At 70.4% G+C, this 15,477-nt stretch carries 14 protein-coding genes; 12 read left to right on the top strand and 2 right to left on the bottom strand.

Annotated elements, in window-relative coordinates; translation table 11 throughout:
* Positions 1-52: 52 nt before the first annotated feature.
* The gene (locus tag ACFWN7_RS08350; RefSeq protein ID WP_376938330.1) at positions 53-1,138 is read right to left on the bottom strand and encodes a LysM peptidoglycan-binding domain-containing protein; all 1,086 of its coding nucleotides are present in this window, start codon (positions 1,136-1,138) and stop codon (positions 53-55) included.
* 169 nt (positions 1,139-1,307) lie between these two features.
* On the opposite strand from ACFWN7_RS08350, the gene ACFWN7_RS08355 reads away from it, so the two are divergent.
* Positions 1,308-1,646, top strand: coding sequence for an Rv2175c family DNA-binding protein (locus ACFWN7_RS08355; protein WP_376938331.1), 339 nt, complete (start codon positions 1,308-1,310; stop codon positions 1,644-1,646).
* Positions 1,647-1,679: 33 nt separating this feature from the next.
* On the opposite strand, the gene ACFWN7_RS08360 is transcribed toward ACFWN7_RS08355, so the two are convergent.
* On the bottom strand, positions 1,680-2,792 hold the full coding sequence (locus ACFWN7_RS08360) for a polyprenyl synthetase family protein (protein WP_376938333.1): 1,113 nt from the start codon (positions 2,790-2,792) through the stop codon (positions 1,680-1,682).
* A gap of 74 nt (positions 2,793-2,866) precedes the next feature.
* On the opposite strand from ACFWN7_RS08360, the gene ACFWN7_RS08365 reads away from it, so the two are divergent.
* From ACFWN7_RS08365 to murG, 11 genes are all read left to right on the top strand, one after another.
* Entirely contained in the window at positions 2,867-3,247 is a 381-nt protein-coding gene (locus ACFWN7_RS08365; protein WP_376938334.1) for a DUF3040 domain-containing protein, read from the top strand.
* A 321-nt stretch (positions 3,248-3,568) separates the two neighbouring features.
* Positions 3,569-4,000, top strand: a complete 432-nt coding sequence (mraZ, locus tag ACFWN7_RS08370) for a division/cell wall cluster transcriptional repressor MraZ (protein WP_376938335.1) — start codon at positions 3,569-3,571, stop codon at positions 3,998-4,000.
* 96 nt (positions 4,001-4,096) lie between these two features.
* Positions 4,097-5,050, top strand: coding sequence for a 16S rRNA (cytosine(1402)-N(4))-methyltransferase RsmH (gene rsmH, locus ACFWN7_RS08375; protein WP_376938336.1), 954 nt, complete (start codon positions 4,097-4,099; stop codon positions 5,048-5,050).
* Positions 5,047-5,637 carry a hypothetical protein gene (locus ACFWN7_RS08380; protein WP_376938337.1) on the top strand — a complete coding sequence of 197 codons (591 nt, stop codon included), beginning with the start codon at positions 5,047-5,049 and terminating at the stop codon, positions 5,635-5,637. The genes rsmH and ACFWN7_RS08380 overlap by 4 nt, the downstream gene beginning before the upstream one ends.
* Before the next feature lie 33 nt (positions 5,638-5,670).
* Complete coding sequence (locus ACFWN7_RS08385; RefSeq protein WP_376938339.1) at positions 5,671-7,473, top strand: peptidoglycan D,D-transpeptidase FtsI family protein; 1,803 nt, start codon at positions 5,671-5,673, stop codon at positions 7,471-7,473.
* 13 nt (positions 7,474-7,486) lie between these two features.
* On the top strand, positions 7,487-9,034 hold the full coding sequence (locus tag ACFWN7_RS08390; RefSeq protein ID WP_376938340.1) for a Mur ligase family protein: 1,548 nt from the start codon (positions 7,487-7,489) through the stop codon (positions 9,032-9,034).
* Positions 9,031-10,458, top strand: a complete 1,428-nt coding sequence (gene murF / locus ACFWN7_RS08395) for a UDP-N-acetylmuramoyl-tripeptide--D-alanyl-D-alanine ligase (RefSeq protein ID WP_376938341.1) — start codon at positions 9,031-9,033, stop codon at positions 10,456-10,458. Before ACFWN7_RS08390 ends, murF begins: the two co-directional genes overlap by 4 nt.
* The gene (gene mraY / locus ACFWN7_RS08400; RefSeq protein ID WP_376938343.1) at positions 10,455-11,552 is read left to right on the top strand and encodes a phospho-N-acetylmuramoyl-pentapeptide-transferase; all 1,098 of its coding nucleotides are present in this window, start codon (positions 10,455-10,457) and stop codon (positions 11,550-11,552) included. Before murF ends, mraY begins: the two co-directional genes overlap by 4 nt.
* Positions 11,537-13,093 (top strand): UDP-N-acetylmuramoyl-L-alanine--D-glutamate ligase, encoded by a 1,557-nt coding sequence (gene murD, locus ACFWN7_RS08405; RefSeq protein ID WP_376938344.1) that lies wholly within the window; start codon positions 11,537-11,539, stop codon positions 13,091-13,093. The genes mraY and murD overlap by 16 nt, the downstream gene beginning before the upstream one ends.
* Positions 13,053-14,306 carry a putative lipid II flippase FtsW gene (gene ftsW, locus ACFWN7_RS08410; protein ID WP_376938346.1) on the top strand — a complete coding sequence of 418 codons (1,254 nt, stop codon included), beginning with the start codon at positions 13,053-13,055 and terminating at the stop codon, positions 14,304-14,306. Before murD ends, ftsW begins: the two co-directional genes overlap by 41 nt.
* Positions 14,303-15,403 (top strand): undecaprenyldiphospho-muramoylpentapeptide beta-N-acetylglucosaminyltransferase, encoded by a 1,101-nt coding sequence (murG, locus tag ACFWN7_RS08415; protein WP_376938347.1) that lies wholly within the window; start codon positions 14,303-14,305, stop codon positions 15,401-15,403. The genes ftsW and murG overlap by 4 nt, the downstream gene beginning before the upstream one ends.
* Positions 15,404-15,477 lie beyond the last annotated feature (74 nt).

Consider the following 15,477-nt stretch of genomic DNA (forward strand, 5'->3'; position numbering starts at 1 on the left):
CGCCTTCGTGATCGGCGGATGCCGCGATCGCGTGCGTTGCCCGCCGTGCGGCTCAGCCCAGTTCGCTGAGCCAGGCGCGCGCGGCGACGTCCCACTTGGCGTAGTGGCCGGGGTACGCGGACCGCTGCACCGCCTGCGCCGCCCGGTCGAGCGACATGGCCTCCCACCCGGCGATGTCGAGGAGCCCGATCGTGCGTCCCGGGTTCGGGTTCGCCGCGCCCCCGTAGAACGCGGTTGCAGCGCGAACCGGGTCGAGCACCTCGTCGATCGTGCCCCAGCCCTGGCTCGGGCGCTGCTGGAACAGGCCGAGCGAGTCGAGGTCGCCGTGGCGCAGATTGCGGAGCCCCGACTCCTGCGCCGCGGCGGCAAGGGCGACGACGATGCCCTGATCGGGCACGCCGAGCGCTCGGCCCACGTCGACGATGATCCGCGCGTTGCCCCGCATCTCGTCGGTGAGCGGCATGTCGACCGAGGCGACGGTCACGGCAGGCGGTGCCGGTGCAGGTGCCGGCGCTGCCGGCGGGGGTGCCACGGCCGGCGTTCCCGGCAGCGGGAGCACGATCGACTCGCCCGGGAAGATGAGGCTCGACGGCCCGAGCCCGTTCGCGCTCAGGACGCTCGCGACGTCGAGGCCGTAGGCCGCGGCGATGCCGCTCACCGTGTCGCCCTCGACCACGACATGCTTCGTGATCTCCGGCACCGGCGGGGGAGCGGGCGCTGCGGACTCCGTGGCCGCACCGCCCGGCAGCGCGAGGCGCTGGCCGGGGAAGATGAGGCTCGACCAGCCGAGGCCGTTGAACGCGAGCACCTCGGCGGTCGCGAGTCCGAATCGCTCGGCCACACCGCTCACCGTGTCGCCGTCGACGACGACGTACTCGCTCGGCGGGGCGCTCGCGACGACGTCGCCCGCGGCGGGCACCGCGTTGCGCTCCTGCGCCTTCGACTTGGCGTGGCGCTTCACCGGTTGCGGGGCGGCCTCCGCGGGCTGCGCGATGCCGAGGGTGACGGCGAGCGTGCTCACGACGGCGAGCGGCACACTGAGCACCCCGCGCGTGCCCCGCCGGCGCGGATGCGGATCGGACGCGACATCCGCTCGCCGTCCATTCGTGGCCGCGACCTCTCCGGGCTCCATCGCCATCGATCCCCCTCGCGCCGGCCCGGTTCACCGGCGCCCGCGGAAACCGTCGCACAGGAGCCGCGGCGAGTCAACGACCTCGCCGCGAGTCCACCGAACCCGTTCCTGACGCGTCGAGGTGGCGGAGCGGCAACGCTTCCGACCGTGCCGTGCGTCTGGCAGTCTGGGAGACGTGACCGATGCCGACCAGCCCGACTGGCTGACCGTTCCCGACCTCGTCGACCTGCTCGGGCAGACCCCGAGCCGCATCCGCCGCCTCATCGACGATCGCCATCTGCTCGCGACCCGCGTCGACGGCGTGCTGAAGGTGCCGGCGCTGTTCCTGCGCGACAATGCCCCGTTGCCCGAGCTCCACGGCACCGCCATCGTGCTCGCGGACGCCGGCTTCAGCGACGCCGAAGCCCTCGAATGGCTGCTCGGCGAGGAGGACAGCCTGGGCACCACGCCGATCGCGGCGCTGCGCGCCGGGCGGAAGTCCGAGGTGCGTCGCGTCGCCCAGGCGCTCGCCTAGCGGGGCCGCGCGGTCGGCTATCGGCGTTCGGCCTCAGCTCGAGCGAAGCGTCACCGCACTGGCGAGCGCACCCAGTTCGGCGCTCGCCTCCCGGCTGAACGGCGCGTCGGCGAGCACGGCCATGGCACGTGACATGTTGTCGCCGATCAGTCGCTCGATCTCGTCGACGGCTCCGCAGTCGCCGATGGTGCGCTGGAGCATGCGCACCTGCTCCGCGTCGAGCCCGGGGTCGCCGAGGAGCTCGTCGACCAGTCGCCGCTGACCCGGAGCGAGGCGCTCCCGCGCGACCGCGATCAGGATCGTGCGCTTGCCCTCGCGCAGGTCGTCGCCGCTCGGCTTGCCCGTGACCTCCGGGTCGCCGTACACGCCGAGGAGGTCGTCGCGGAGCTGATAGGCGATGCCGAGCGGCAGGCCGAAGTCGCGGAGCGCCGAGAGCTGCGTCTCGGTCGCACCCGCGATCGCGCCGCCGATGGTGAGGGGTGCCTCGACCGAGTACTTCGCGGACTTGTACACGATGACACGCTCGGCTCGGGCGCGGAGCTCGGCGTCGGGCTGGGTGCGCCACGCCCGCTCCTCGAGGATGTCCAGGTACTGGCCCGCCGTCACCTCGCTGCGCATGCGCACGAATTCGGCCCGGGCAGCCCGCGACGCCCGCAGATCGCCGAGCGCGGCGAGGCCCTCGTCGAGGAGTTCGTCGCTCCAGCCCAGAAGCAGATCGCCGAGGAGGATCGCCGACGCTCGCCCGAAGTCATCGCTGCCCCCGGTCCAGCCGGCGTCCGCATGCAATGCGCCGAAGAGCCGGTGGGCGGACGGGGCACCGCGACGCGTGTCGGAGTTGTCGATGATGTCGTCGTGCACGAGTGCCGCGGCGTGGAAGAGCTCGAGGGCGGACGCCGCGGAAAGCACGGCGAACCGGTCTCGTTCGCCGGCCGACCCGAACGCATCGAAGCCCCGGCCGCCGACCGCTTCCCAGCCCCAATAGCAGAACAGCGCCCGGAATCGCTTGCCGCCGCTGAGAAACCGCTTTGAGAACGCGGCCAGCGGCTCCAGGTCGGGGCTCATAGAGCGGAGAATGGAAGTGCGATCGGCGAGGAATTCCTCGATGCGCGCCTGCACCAGATCGACCAGCCGGGAACCGTGAGCCACTCGCCTAGCCTAGCGAGGCGGGGCGGGGATAGAATGGCCTCGGATGCGTCGGGCCCGAGCCTGAGGGGAATGAGATGCCGCTTTCAGAGCAGGAGCAACGTCTTCTCGAGGAGATGGAGCGCAACCTCTACCGCAATGACGCCGACTTCGTGCACGCGGTGGGAGGCGTCCGCGGTCGCCGGCCCGACTACCGAGCCATCGTGCTCGGCATCCTCCTCGCGGTCGCCGGCGTCGGCGCACTGATCGCCGGTGTCGCCCTGCAGTTGCTCATCGTCGGCATCGTCGGCTTCGCCCTCATGTTCGCCGGCGTCCTCCTCGCCATCACACCGTCGAAGCGGGGTGCTGCGGCCCCGGCTCCGTCCGAGCCGACGGTCTCGAAGTCCCGCCGCTCGGGCGGCGGATTCATGGATCGCTTGAACGACCGGTGGGACCGCCGGCAAGACGGCCACGGCTAGCTCCCTCCACTTTCCACCACCTCGACGGGTCGATCTTCGGATCGGCCCGTTCTCGTCGTGGGGAATGGTTCATCGCGGCCTGCGCGACCCTTTCCCACGGCCGATCGTCGTGGCATCCGCTGATCGCGTTGAGACGGGACCCGCCTCGAACACTCCGGCAGCGCAGATCCCTCCACTCCACTCCACCGCCGTTCAGCAGTGATTTCTCGGGGATCTCACCGAATGTGGGCGACGAAGATGAGTGCATTTCGTTGAATCGTGGATGAGAGTGGAGTAAAGTGGGGTCACCTGGATCCCGGCCGGAGGAAAGGGGGTGGTGCGGTGTTCCTCGGAACCTACGAGCCCAAGCTCGACGAGAAGGGCCGCGTCATTCTTCCGGCGAAGTTCCGGGAGGAGCTGTCGAACGGCCTCGTGCTCACGCGCGGGCAGGAGCGCTGCATCTACGTGTTCAGCGCGCGGGAGTTCGAGAGCATGAGCGAGAAGATCCGCCAAGCCCCGGTGACGAGCAAGCAGGCGCGCGACTACATGCGCGTCTTCCTCTCGGGGGCGTCCGCGGAGACCCCCGACAAGCAGAATCGCGTCACCATCCCCGCCACGCTCCGCAGCTATGCGGGGCTCGATCGAGACCTCACGGTCATCGGCACCGGCAGCCGGGTGGAGATCTGGGACGCGACGGCGTGGCACACCTACCTCGCCGAGCAGGAGGCGGCCTTCGCGGACACGGCGGAGGAGGTGATCCCCGGGCTCTTCTAGCCCGGATCGCGACTCCCAGCCGTGCGCCTGATGCACTTCCCCGCACCAGGACGAACGGATGGGGATCGGGATCCGGGACCGAGTCCCGAAGGAATCATGGACATCGAACGCATTCACACCCCCGTCATGCTCGAGCGCACGCTCGAACTGCTGGCCCCGGCACTCGAGGTACGTGGTGCCGTCGTCGTCGACGCGACGCTCGGCATGGGCGGCCACAGCCGCGCCCTGCTCGAACGATTCCCGACGCTCACCGTCATCGGACTCGACCGCGACACCGATGCCCTCGCGATCGCGAGGGAACGGCTCGCCCCGTTCGGCGCTCGCGCGCGCCTCGTGCACACCGTCTACGACGGCATCGGCGAGGCCGTGCGCGCCGAGGGCTTCGAGCACGTGCAGGGCGTGCTGTTCGACCTCGGCGTCTCGTCGCTGCAGCTCGACCGCGCGGAGCGGGGCTTCGCCTATTCGAAGGATGCCCCACTCGACATGCGCATGGACTCCACGCGCGGCCGTACCGCCGCCGACGTCATCGCCGAGTCGACCGAGGAGGAGCTTCGCCGGCTCTTCTACGAGTACGGCGAGGAGAAGCTCGCACCGCGCTACGCGAAGGCCATCGTGCAGGCGAGGTCCGAGACACCGATCACCCGCTCGGGCGAGCTTGTTGCGATCATCACCAAGGCGACGCCAGTGGCGGTCCAGCGTCAGGGACATCCTGCCAAGCGGGTCTTCCAGGCACTTCGGATCGAGGTGAACGAAGAGCTCACGGTGCTCGAGCGGGCGATCCCCGCGGCACTCGAGACGCTCGACATCGGCGGCCGCATCGTGGTGCTGGCATACCAGTCCCTCGAGGACCGCATCGTGAAGCGTGCTCTGCAGGCCGCTGCGAGCTCCACGGCGCCGGCCGGGCTGCCGATGGAGCTGCCCGAGCACCGCCCGCGGTTCAAGCTCCTCGTCCGGGGTGCCGAGCTCGCGAGCGAGGCCGAGCAGACCGAGAACCCGCGCGCCAAGCCGGTGCGCCTTCGTGCCGCCGAACGAGTGAGGAGGCCGTCATGACCGCATTGCCGGCCCAGTCCGTTCCCGCGCCCCGGCGGCGTGGCCAGGTGCCCACGGCGCAACGCCCCCTGCAACCGGCCCCTGAACTCCGCGCTCGGCGCCCGAAGCCGCGTATCGCCTACGCGGTCATCGCCGTCGGCGCCGTTTCGGTGATCGTCGTCGCGCAGCTGCTGCTCTCCATCGCAGTCGCACAGGGCGCATACGAGATCGACACCTACCAGCTGCGGCAGGCCGAGCTCGCGCGTCAGGAGCAGAAGCTCGCCGAGGACCTCGACCGGGTGGAGTCTCCCCAGTTCCTTGCCATGAATGCCGAAGCGCTCGGGATGGTCCCGAATGCCGAGCCGGTCTACCTGCGGCTGTCCGACGGTGCCGTGCTCGGCGAGCCCACGGCCGCGACCGGTGGTGCCGCGGCATCCGCCCCCCTCGTGCCGAATGCCCTGATCACCGGCGTGCCGCTCGTCACCGAGCACAGGGCGGAGCAGACTCCGATCGGGGGAGCGGCAGACGATGCGTCAACCGCATCGCCAGACGCCGTGCCCGTCGCGCCGCCGCCGAGCGACGGCCTGCCGACGCCCGCCACGCACTGACACCGCGACGACCAGCCGAACTGGAAGGATTCCATGAACCGCCTCAGCCGACACCCGATGCGGCGGATCATCTTCGCGGCCGTCGTGCTCGTCGCCCTCGTCGGCGTGTTCGTCGTGCGCCTCGTCGACATCCAGGTGGTGCGGGCAGCAGCGCTCAGCACGGAGGCCGAGGGCCGGCGCTCGACGACGGTCACCGAGTACGGCGTTCGGGGCGACATCGTCGACGCGAACGGAATCGTGCTCGCCGACAGCGTGATGCGCTACGACATCGCGCTGTCGCCGAAGAACGCCGGCCCGATCGACCGCGAACAACCCGATCCCGCCGATCCCTCGAAGACTGTTCCCGTCGAGGTGCCGCTCACCGAGATCGCTGCCGAGCTGGGCGCCGTCGTCGGGCTCACGGCCGACGAGGTGCAGGCGATCATCACGACCGCACTGGCGGCGAACCCCGACGACGACTTCGAGTACGTCGCCAAGCTCGTCGACACCGCGACGTACGAGAGGGTCAAGGAGCTCGACATCCCCTGGGTCGTGCCGTACGAGCATCCGAGTCGGGTCTATCCGAACGGTGCCGTGGCGGGCAACCTGCTCGGATTCGTCCAGGCCGACGACGGCGAACCGCTCGCCGGTCTCGAACTCTCGGAGGACGAGTGCGTGGCCGGTGAGGACGGCGAGTACTCCTACCAGCACAGCCTCGAGGACTGGGTGCCCATCCCGGGCACGAGGGTCGTGCACACGACGGCCCGCGACGGCGGCACGCTGCAGCTGACGATCGATTCCGACCTGCAATGGATGGTGCAGCGCATCGCCGGAACCCAGGTGCAGGCCGTCGAGGCCGACTGGGCGACCGTGACCGTGATGGAGGCGAAGACCGGGCGGCTCCTCGCCGTCGTGGACGTGCCGACGGTCGATCCGAACAACCCGGCCGAGACCGCGGAGGGCGACCGCGGTTCGCGGTCGTTCACGGCGCCGTTCGAGCCGGGCTCGACGTTCAAGGCGCTCACCGCGGCATCCGTCATCGACGCAGGGAAGGCCGACGCGCTGAGCCGGATCGTCGCGGGCTACCAGTACCTCCCGCCGAACGGGGCGGACATCACCGACAGCTTCTTCCACGAGGACACGCCGTACACCCTCACCGGCGTGATGATCGACTCGTCGAACACCGGGATGTCGATGTTCGGCGAGCGCCTCTCCGATGAGGAACGGTTCGAGTACATGCAGCGCTTCGGGCTCGGCGAGCAGACCGAGGTCGGGTTCCCCGCCGAGGAGCCGGGCAGCCTCCACGGCGGACCCGGCGAATGGGACAACCAGACGAAGTACGCGACCATGTTCGGGCAGGGCCTCACCACCACCGCGGTGCAGATCGCGAGCGCCTACCAGACGATCGCGAACGACGGCGTGCGGATGCCGGTGCGGCTCGTCGACGGATGCATCGGCGATGACGGCGAGCTCGTCGCCGACGAGGCCTCGGGCACGCGCGTGATCTCGGAGGACGCCGCGAACCAGACCAGTCAGATGCTCGAGCGGGTCTACCTCGAGGGCTGGCTCGCCGACGAGTGGGAGATCCCCGGTTATCGGGTGGCCGCGAAGACCGGCACCGCCCAGGTGGCCGACGGCAACGGAGGCTACCTGAGCGGGCACCTCGTCTCGGTGTCGGGCTTCGCGCCGGCGGACGACCCCGAGTTCGTCGTTTCGGTCAGCATCATGAATCCCGTTAAGATGAATTCGTCCGCCGCATCGGCTCCCGTCTTCCAAGAGGTGATGAGCCAGGTGCTGAAGAAGTACCGGACTGTTCCATCCGGCGCCCCGGCGCCCGAGTTGCCAGCCACCTGGTGAGAAAGTTGGGTTCGTGACCGGATCGCCTCCCACGGCCCTCCGGCCGCAGCATCCGAACCCCCGATCGCTGCACGGCCTCGCCGAGACGTTCGAGTTCGAGGTGCACGGCGACATCGACGACCTCGACGTGACCGGAGTCGAGCTCTCGTCGTCGGCGGTGCGGCCCGGCGACCTCTACGTCGGCGTGCCCGGCCGCAATGCGCACGGGGCCCAGTTCACCGCTGCGGCGCGCGAGGCGGGTGCGGTGGCCCTGCTGACGGATGCCGCCGGCGCCGAGCTCGCGGCCGACGCGGGCCTTCCCGTCCTCGTCACGCCCGACGCGCGTGCCGCGCTCGGCGACGTGGCCGCGTGGATCCACCGCACGGCCGAAAACCCCGCCACGTTCTTCGCGGTCACCGGCACGAACGGCAAGACGAGCGTCGTCTACCTGCTCTACGGGATTCTGCGGCAACTCGGCGTCGTCGCCGGCCTCACGTCGACGGCCGAGCGGCGCATCGGCGACGAGGCCGTCACGAGCTCCCTGACCACGCCCGAGGCGAGCGAGCTGCACGCGCTCCTGGCGCGGATGCGCGAGGCCGAGGTGCGCGCGGTCGGCATCGAGGTCTCCGCGCAGGCACTGTCGCGGCACCGGGTCGACGGGCTCATGTTCGACGTCGTCGGGTTCACCAACCTCAGCCACGACCACCTCGACGACTACGCGTCGATGGACGAGTACTTCGAGGCCAAACGCGACCTCTTCCAGCCCGATCGCTCGCGGCGGGGGGTCGTGACCGTCGACTCCGAGTGGGGGCGCCGGCTCGTCGCCGAGTCGCGGATCCCGGTGACCACTCTGAGCACCGATCCCGAGGTCGACGCAGACTGGCGCCTCACGGTGCTCGACGAGACCGCCACGTCGACGTCGATCGTGCTCGTCGGTGCCGAGGGGCGGCGACTCGAGACGCAGGTGCCGCTCTTCGGCCACTACATGGCGGCGAACGCCGCACTCGCCATCCTGATGCTGGTCGAGTCGGGCTACGACCTCGAGCTGATCGCCCAGGCGCTGCGCCGCGACGGCGGCATCCGCGCGTACATCCCCGGTCGAGCAGAGCGGGTCTCGGGCGATCGGGGCCCCGTCGTCTACATCGACTACGGCCACACGCCCGACGCGTTCCAGCAGACCCTCGACGCCATCCGCCGCTTCACGACCGGCAAGCTCATCATGCTGTTCGGTGCAGACGGCGACCGCGACACCACGAAACGCGCCGAGATGGGTGCGATCGCCGCACGCGGCGCCGACATCGTGGTGATCACCGACTTCCACCCGCGCTTCGAGGACCCGGCGGCCATCCGATCGGCGCTCATCGCGGGCGCACGAGCGGCGGTTCCCGACCGCGAGATCCACGAGGTCGCCGACCCACGAGCGGCGTTCCGTGCGGCACTCGCCCTCGCGGGCGAAGGCGATGCCATCCTCTACGCCGGCCCGGGCCACGAGGACTACCACGAGGTGAAAGGCGTGAAGATCCCGTATTCAGCACGAGACGACGCGAAGCAGGCACTGCGCGAGGCGGGCTGGCCAGCATGATCGCCATGACGCTCGCCGAGATCGCCTCGGCGGTCGGCGGCACGCTCCGCCCCGGCGGCACGGATGCCACGCCCGCGACCGTCGTCGACGGCGCCGTCACGACCGACTCCCGCGAGATCGGCGCCGGCGACGTGTTCTTCGCCAAACGCGGCGAGTTCGACGACGGACACCGTTTCGCACCCGCCGCGGCCGAACAGGGGGCGGCGCTGCTCGTGGTCGAACACCCGCTCGACCTTGAGGTGCCGCAGATCGTGGTGGCCGACACGGTCGACGCGCTCGGCGCCCTCGCGACCGAGGTCGTGCGTCGCGTCCGATCGCGCGGGCGGCTCAGGGTCGTCGGCGTCACCGGCTCGAACGGCAAGACGACGACGAAGAACCTGCTGCGGGAGATCCTGCAGGCCCACGGGTCCACGGTCGCGTCGCGGATGTCCTTCAACAACGAGGTCGGCGGACCGATCACCGCGCTCGAGCTCACCGACGACACCGAGTTCCTCGTCGCGGAGATGGGTGCGTCGGCCGTCGGCGAGATCGCGCGCCTCGTGCGGATGGCGCACCCCGACGTCGGCATCGTGCTGAAGGTCGGCCTCGCGCACGCCGGCGAGTTCGGCGGCATCGAGCAGACCGTGCGCGCCAAGTCCGAGATGGTGACCGAGCTCACGGCCGGCGAGGTGGCGGTCCTGAACGCCGACGACCCGCGGGTCGTGCCGATGGCCGAGCGAACCGCTGCGCGAGTCGTGTGGTTCGGCCTCGGCGAGGGCGCCGGCGTGCGCGCGACCGACATCGTCGTGCACGCGGGCGGCACCGAGTTCACGGTCACGGCGCCCGACGGGCCAGCCGGGACCAGCGCCGTCGCTCGCGTGCGCTTCGGGGTGCTCGGCGAGCACCACATCATGAACGCCCTCGCCGCCACCGCCGCGGCGCTCGAACTCGGCGTGCCCCTGCCCGCGATCGTGGAGGCGCTCGAATCGGTGACCCTGGCCGAGCGCTGGCGCATGCAGGTCATGGGCGGGCGCGACGGCATCACCGTCATCAACGACGCCTACAACGCGAGCCCCGACTCCATGGCGGCCGCGCTCAAGACGCTCGCGCAGGTGCAGCAGCCGGGCACCCGCACCATCGCGGTGCTCGGCGAGATGAGCGAGCTCGGCGAGTTCTCGGGGGAGGAGCACGATCGCATCGGCCTGCTCGCCGTGCGACTCGGCGTCTCGCAGCTCGTCGTCGTCGGCCGGGGCGCCAGGCGACTGCACATCTCGGCGGTCAACGAGGGCTCATGGGACGGCGAGTCCGCGTTCGTCGAGACGGCCGACGAGGCCTGCGACCTCGTGGTCTCCATGGCGCGCCCGGGCGACACGGTGCTCGTGAAGTCGTCGAACTCGGCGGGTCTTCGTCACCTCGGCGACCGACTGGGAGAATGGTTCGCGTGAGAGCACTGCTGACCGCCGGGGCGTTGTCGCTCGCCTTCACGCTGTTCCTGACACCGCTCTTCATCCGCCTGTTCACGCGGCTCGGCTGGGGCCAGTTCATCCGCGACGACGGTCCGAAGACCCATCACGTCAAGCGCGGCACGCCCACGATGGGCGGCATCATCTTCATCCTCGGCAGTCTCTTCGGGTACTTCGTGGCCACGCTGCTCGTGAGCAACGAACCGCCCACGGCGTCGGGCCTGCTCGTGCTGCTCATGATGGTGGGGCTCGGCGCGGTCGGCTTCGTCGACGACTTCCTGAAGACCCGCAAGAAGCAGAGCCTCGGGCTCGGCGGGTGGGCGAAGGTGATCGGCCAGGTCGTCGTGGCCGCCACGTTCGCGTTGCTCGCCCTGCAGTTCCCGAACGCAGAGAATGTGACGCCGGCCGACACCAGCATCTCGTTCATCCGCGACCTGCCGCTCGACTTCATGGTGTTCGGCACCGTCGTCGGCGTGCTGCTCTACGTCATCTGGATCTGCCTCATCACCGTCGGCGCCTCGAACGCGGTGAACGTCACCGACGGGCTCGACGGACTGGCGAGCGGCGCGTCGATCCTCGCCATCGGCTCGTTCGTGATCATCGGCTTCTGGCAGTTCAACCAGTCGTGCTTCAGCGAGAACCTCAACGAGAACGACGTCTACCGGTGCTACGAGGTGCGCGATCCGCTCGACCTCGCCATCGTCTCGACGGCGATCGTCGGCGGACTCATCGGCTTCCTGTGGTGGAACACGAACCCCGCGAAGATCTACATGGGCGACACCGGGTCGCTCGCCCTCGGCGGTGCGCTCGCGGCCCTCGCGATCGTGAGCCACACGGAGCTCCTCGTGCTCCTCATCGGCGGCCTCTTCGTGATCGAGACGGGCTCGGTCATCGTGCAGCGCGTGTACTTCAGGCTCACCGGCGGCAAGCGAATCTTCCTGATGAGTCCGATCCACCACCACTTCGAGCTCAAGGGCTGGGCCGAGATCACCATCGTCGTGCGCTTCTGGATCATCGGCGGCCTCCTCGTGGCGGCGGGTGTCGGCGCGTTCTACTTCGAATGGCTGCAGAGTTGACCGAGACGGATGCCGCAGCCGCCCACGCCCGGCTCGACACGCTCATCAGCTGGAACGCCGACTGGAAGGACCTGCGCGTCGCGGTGCTCGGCCTCGGCGTCACGGGCTTCGCCGTCGCCGACACGCTCACCGAGCTCGGAGCCGACGTGCTCGTGCTCGCCCCCTCGGCCGACGACGACCGTGCGCGCATCCTCGAGGTGATCGGGGCGCAGCTGCTGCGGCATCCGCTCGACTCGGTGCCAGACGAGCTCGCCCGGTTCGCGCCCGAGCTCGTGGTCGCCTCGCCCGGCTTCCACCCCGACCACCCCGTGCTGGAGTGGGCGGGTCGATCGGGCGTCGCCGTCTGGGGCGACATCGAGCTCGCCTGGCGGGTACGCGACAAGGTGGGCTCAGCCGACTGGATCCTCGTCACGGGCACGAACGGCAAGACGACGACCGTGCAGCTGACCGCAACCCTCCTCGCGGCGAACGGTCTGCGCGCCGCGCCATGCGGCAACATCGGCGTCCCCGTGCTCGACGCCGTGCGCGACCCGAGCGGTTTCGACGTGCTCGTCGTCGAGCTCTCGAGCTACCAGTTGCACCACCTCCCGAAGACGGGTCCGGGTGCGGTGCATCCGTGGGCGAGCGTGTGCCTCAATGTCGCCGACGACCACCTCGACTGGCACGGCTCGCCCGAGGCGTATCGCGCGGCGAAGGCCACCGTGTACGAGAACACCAGGGTCGCGTGCGTCTACAACCGCGCCGACGAGGTCACCATGCACATGGTGGAGGAAGCCGAGGTCGAAGAGGGCGCGCGCGCGATCGGCTTCGGCCTCGACACGCCGGGCCCGAGCGATCTCGGCGTCGTCGACGGCATCCTCTGCGACCGGGCCTTCCTCGAGGAGCGCCGCACGTCCGCGCTCGAGATCATCACGGTCGGCGAGCTCGAGCCCCGCGGCCTCGCGGCCCCGCACATCGTGCAGAACATCCTCGCGGCTTCCGCGCTCGCACGCTCGTACGACGTGCCGGTCGGCGTCATCCACGACGCGCTGGGCGAGTTCCGTCTCGACGCGCACCGCATCGAGACCGTCGCGGAGGCCGGCGGCATCCGCTGGATCGACGACTCCAAGGCCACGAATCCGCACGCGGCCGAAGCGTCGCTTCGCGCCTTCGGCCCGGTCGTGTGGATCGTCGGCGGGCTGCTGAAGGGCGTCGACGCCGATGCCCTCGTCGCGGCGCACGTTGCACGGCTGCGTGCAGCGGTCGTCATCGGGGTCGACCGTACCGCGCTGGTGACGGCGTTCCGGCGACACGCGCCCGGGCTGCCCCTCTTCGAGGTCGTCGCGGACGACACTGAGACGGTGATGCCCGAGGCGGTGGCATTGGCCGCATCGGTCGCCGAGGCGGGGGACACCGTGCTCCTCGCGCCGGCGGCGGCGTCGATGGACCAGTTCGCCGACTACGCCGATCGCGGCAGGCGGTTCCACGAGGCGGTCAGAGCAAGGCTGGGAGGTGAGGCGGATGGCGACACCGCCCCGCACGACCAGGCCGGCGAGGTCTGAGGCCGCGGGCGTCTCGGCGGCCCGCATCCGGCTCGGTCGCGTCTTCCGCGTCGAGTCGAAGGACTCCTTCCTGCTGCTCGGCACGACGCTCTTCCTCGTCGCCTTCGGCCTCGTCATGGTGCTCTCGTCGTCGTCGGTCGAATCGAACCTCGAAGACGGCGGGTTCTTCGTGCAGGCGTCCCGCCAGGGCCTCTACGCACTGTTCGGCGTCCCGATCATGCTCATCGCGAGTCGGATGCCCGAGCGGGTGTGGATGACATGCGCCTGGCCGCTACTCATCATCTCGTGCGCGCTGCAGCTCCTCGTCGTGGCGACGGACCTCGGCGTCACCGTGGGCGGCAACACGAATTGGCTCGCGCTCGGTCCCGTGCAGTTCCAGCCGTCGGAGCTCATCAAGGTCGCGCTGGTGATCTGGCTCGGTCTCATCGTCACGAAGAAGCAGTCGCTGCTCGGCGACTTCGTCCACGGCATCATTCCGATCCTGCTCGTCGGCGGCCTCGCGATCGGGCTGGTCCTCCTCGGTGGCGACCTCGGCACGGTCATGATCATGGGTGGGATGCTCATGGGGGCGCTCTTCCTCATCGGCGTCCGCTTCCGCCTGCTCCTGCCGCCCGTGCTCCTCGGTGCGGCGGTCTTCGTGATCGTCGCCGTTTCGAGCGACAGCCGGATGCGTCGCATCAACTCGTTCCTGCAGGAGAACTGCACGACCATCGACAACGACGACTGCTGGCAGATCCAGCACGGTCGGTTCGCGCTGGCGAACGGCGGCATCTTCGGCGTCGGCCTCGGCAATTCGACGGCGAAGTGGTCGTGGCTGCCCGCGGCCGACAACGACTTCATCTTCGCGATCATCGGCGAGGAGCTCGGACTCCTCGGCGCGATCGTCGTGATCGGCCTCTTCGTCGTGCTCGCGGTGGCGTTCGCGCGCGTGCTGCGTGCGGCGCGCACGCCCTTCGCGAAGGCGGTCACCGCGGCCGTGCTGATGTGGGTCGTCGGCCAGGCGTGTGTCAATATCGGTGTCGTGCTCGGAGTCTTCCCCGTCCTCGGCGTGCCGCTGCCGCTCGTGTCCGCGGGCGGCACTGCGCTGCTCACCACGCTCTTCGCGATCGGTGTCGTGCTGTCGGTGGCGCGCGATCCCGAGGCGGCGACTCGTGCCGCCGCACGCGCGCAGGCGCGTGCAGAGGCCCGCGCCGCCGGGCGGACGGCGCGATGACGACCTACCTCCTGGCCGGCGGCGGCACCGCCGGCCACGTGAACCCGCTGCTCGCCGTCGCCGACCGGCTCCGCGAGCGCGACCCCGAGGCCGTGGTGCTCGTGCTCGGCACCGCGGAGGGCCTCGAGTCACGCCTCGTGCCCGCCCGTGGGTACGAGCTCCTCACGATCGCGAAGGTGCCGTTCCCTCGCCGACCGAACCGGGCGGCGCTCTCGTTCCCGTCGCGGTTCCGCCGCTCGATCGACGACGTGCGTCGCATCATCGACGAGCGCACCGTCGACGTGGTCGTCGGCTTCGGCGGCTACGTCTCGACCCCCGCGTACCTCGCCGCGCGCCGGGCCGGTGTTCCCATCGTGATCCACGAGGCCAACGCCAAGCCCGGACTCGCCAACCGGCTCGGGTCGAAATGGGCCGCGAAGGTCGGGGCCGCCTTCAGCGGGACCCCGATCCGGAACGCCGAGCTCGTCGGCATGCCGCTTCGCCGTGAGATCGAGACGCTCGACCGCGCGGCGCTGCGTGCAGAGGCCGCCCGGTTCTTCGGGCTCGACGCGGATCGCCCGGTGCTGCTCGCGACCGGCGGGTCGCTCGGCGCGCGCCGCATCAACCGCACGATGGTCGAGAGCGCATCCGCCGTCACGGGCGCCGGGTGGCAGGTGCTGCACATCGCGGGCGGCAACGCCGAGGTGTCCGCCCCCGACGTCGACGGCTACCGCATGGTCGAGTACGCCGATCGCATGGACCTCGCGCTCTCAGTCGCGGATGCCGCGATCTCACGCGCCGGTGCCGCGACCGTGAGCGAGCTCGCCGCGCTCGGCATCCCGGCGATCTACGTGCCGTACCCCGTGGGCAACGGCGAGCAGCGCTTCAACGCGGCGGACGTGGTCGGCGCCGGCGGCGGCATCCTCGTCGACGACGCGGACTTCCTGCCGGGCTGGGTCGAGCGCGAGCTCGTGCCGCTGCTCGGCGATCCGGCTCGCGTCGAACGCATGGCGGCCGCTGCGGCATCCGTCGGCCGTCGCGACGGCACCGACCGCATGATCGCCCTCGTCGACGCCGCGCTCGGCGATGCTGCCGACGACACCGCGCACAGCGCGTAACGTGGAGTGAGCGGATGCCGCGGCATCCGTCGCACGCGACCCGACCCGCACCCACCCCACCGAGGAAGACCGCC

The organism is Agromyces sp. NPDC058484 (assembly GCF_042720415.1).
In the GTDB taxonomy this organism is placed as follows: Bacteria; Actinomycetota; Actinomycetes; order Actinomycetales; family Microbacteriaceae; genus Agromyces.

Excerpts from the sequence above, each read along its gene's own strand:
- ACFWN7_RS08350 (WP_376938330.1), bottom strand. The coding sequence starts at position 1,138 with ATGGCGATGGAGCCCGGAGAGGTCGCGGCCACGAATGGACGGCGAGCG.
- ACFWN7_RS08365 (WP_376938334.1), top strand. The coding sequence starts at position 2,867 with ATGCCGCTTTCAGAGCAGGAGCAACGTCTTCTCGAGGAGATGGAGCGC.
- rsmH (WP_376938336.1), top strand. The coding sequence starts at position 4,097 with ATGGACATCGAACGCATTCACACCCCCGTCATGCTCGAGCGCACGCTC.
- ACFWN7_RS08380 (WP_376938337.1), top strand. The coding sequence starts at position 5,047 with ATGACCGCATTGCCGGCCCAGTCCGTTCCCGCGCCCCGGCGGCGTGGC.
- ACFWN7_RS08385 (WP_376938339.1), top strand. The coding sequence starts at position 5,671 with ATGAACCGCCTCAGCCGACACCCGATGCGGCGGATCATCTTCGCGGCC.
- murF (WP_376938341.1), top strand. The coding sequence starts at position 9,031 with ATGATCGCCATGACGCTCGCCGAGATCGCCTCGGCGGTCGGCGGCACG.
- murD (WP_376938344.1), top strand. The coding sequence starts at position 11,537 with ATGGCTGCAGAGTTGACCGAGACGGATGCCGCAGCCGCCCACGCCCGG.
- ftsW (WP_376938346.1), top strand. The coding sequence starts at position 13,053 with ATGGCGACACCGCCCCGCACGACCAGGCCGGCGAGGTCTGAGGCCGCG.
- murG (WP_376938347.1), top strand. The coding sequence starts at position 14,303 with ATGACGACCTACCTCCTGGCCGGCGGCGGCACCGCCGGCCACGTGAAC.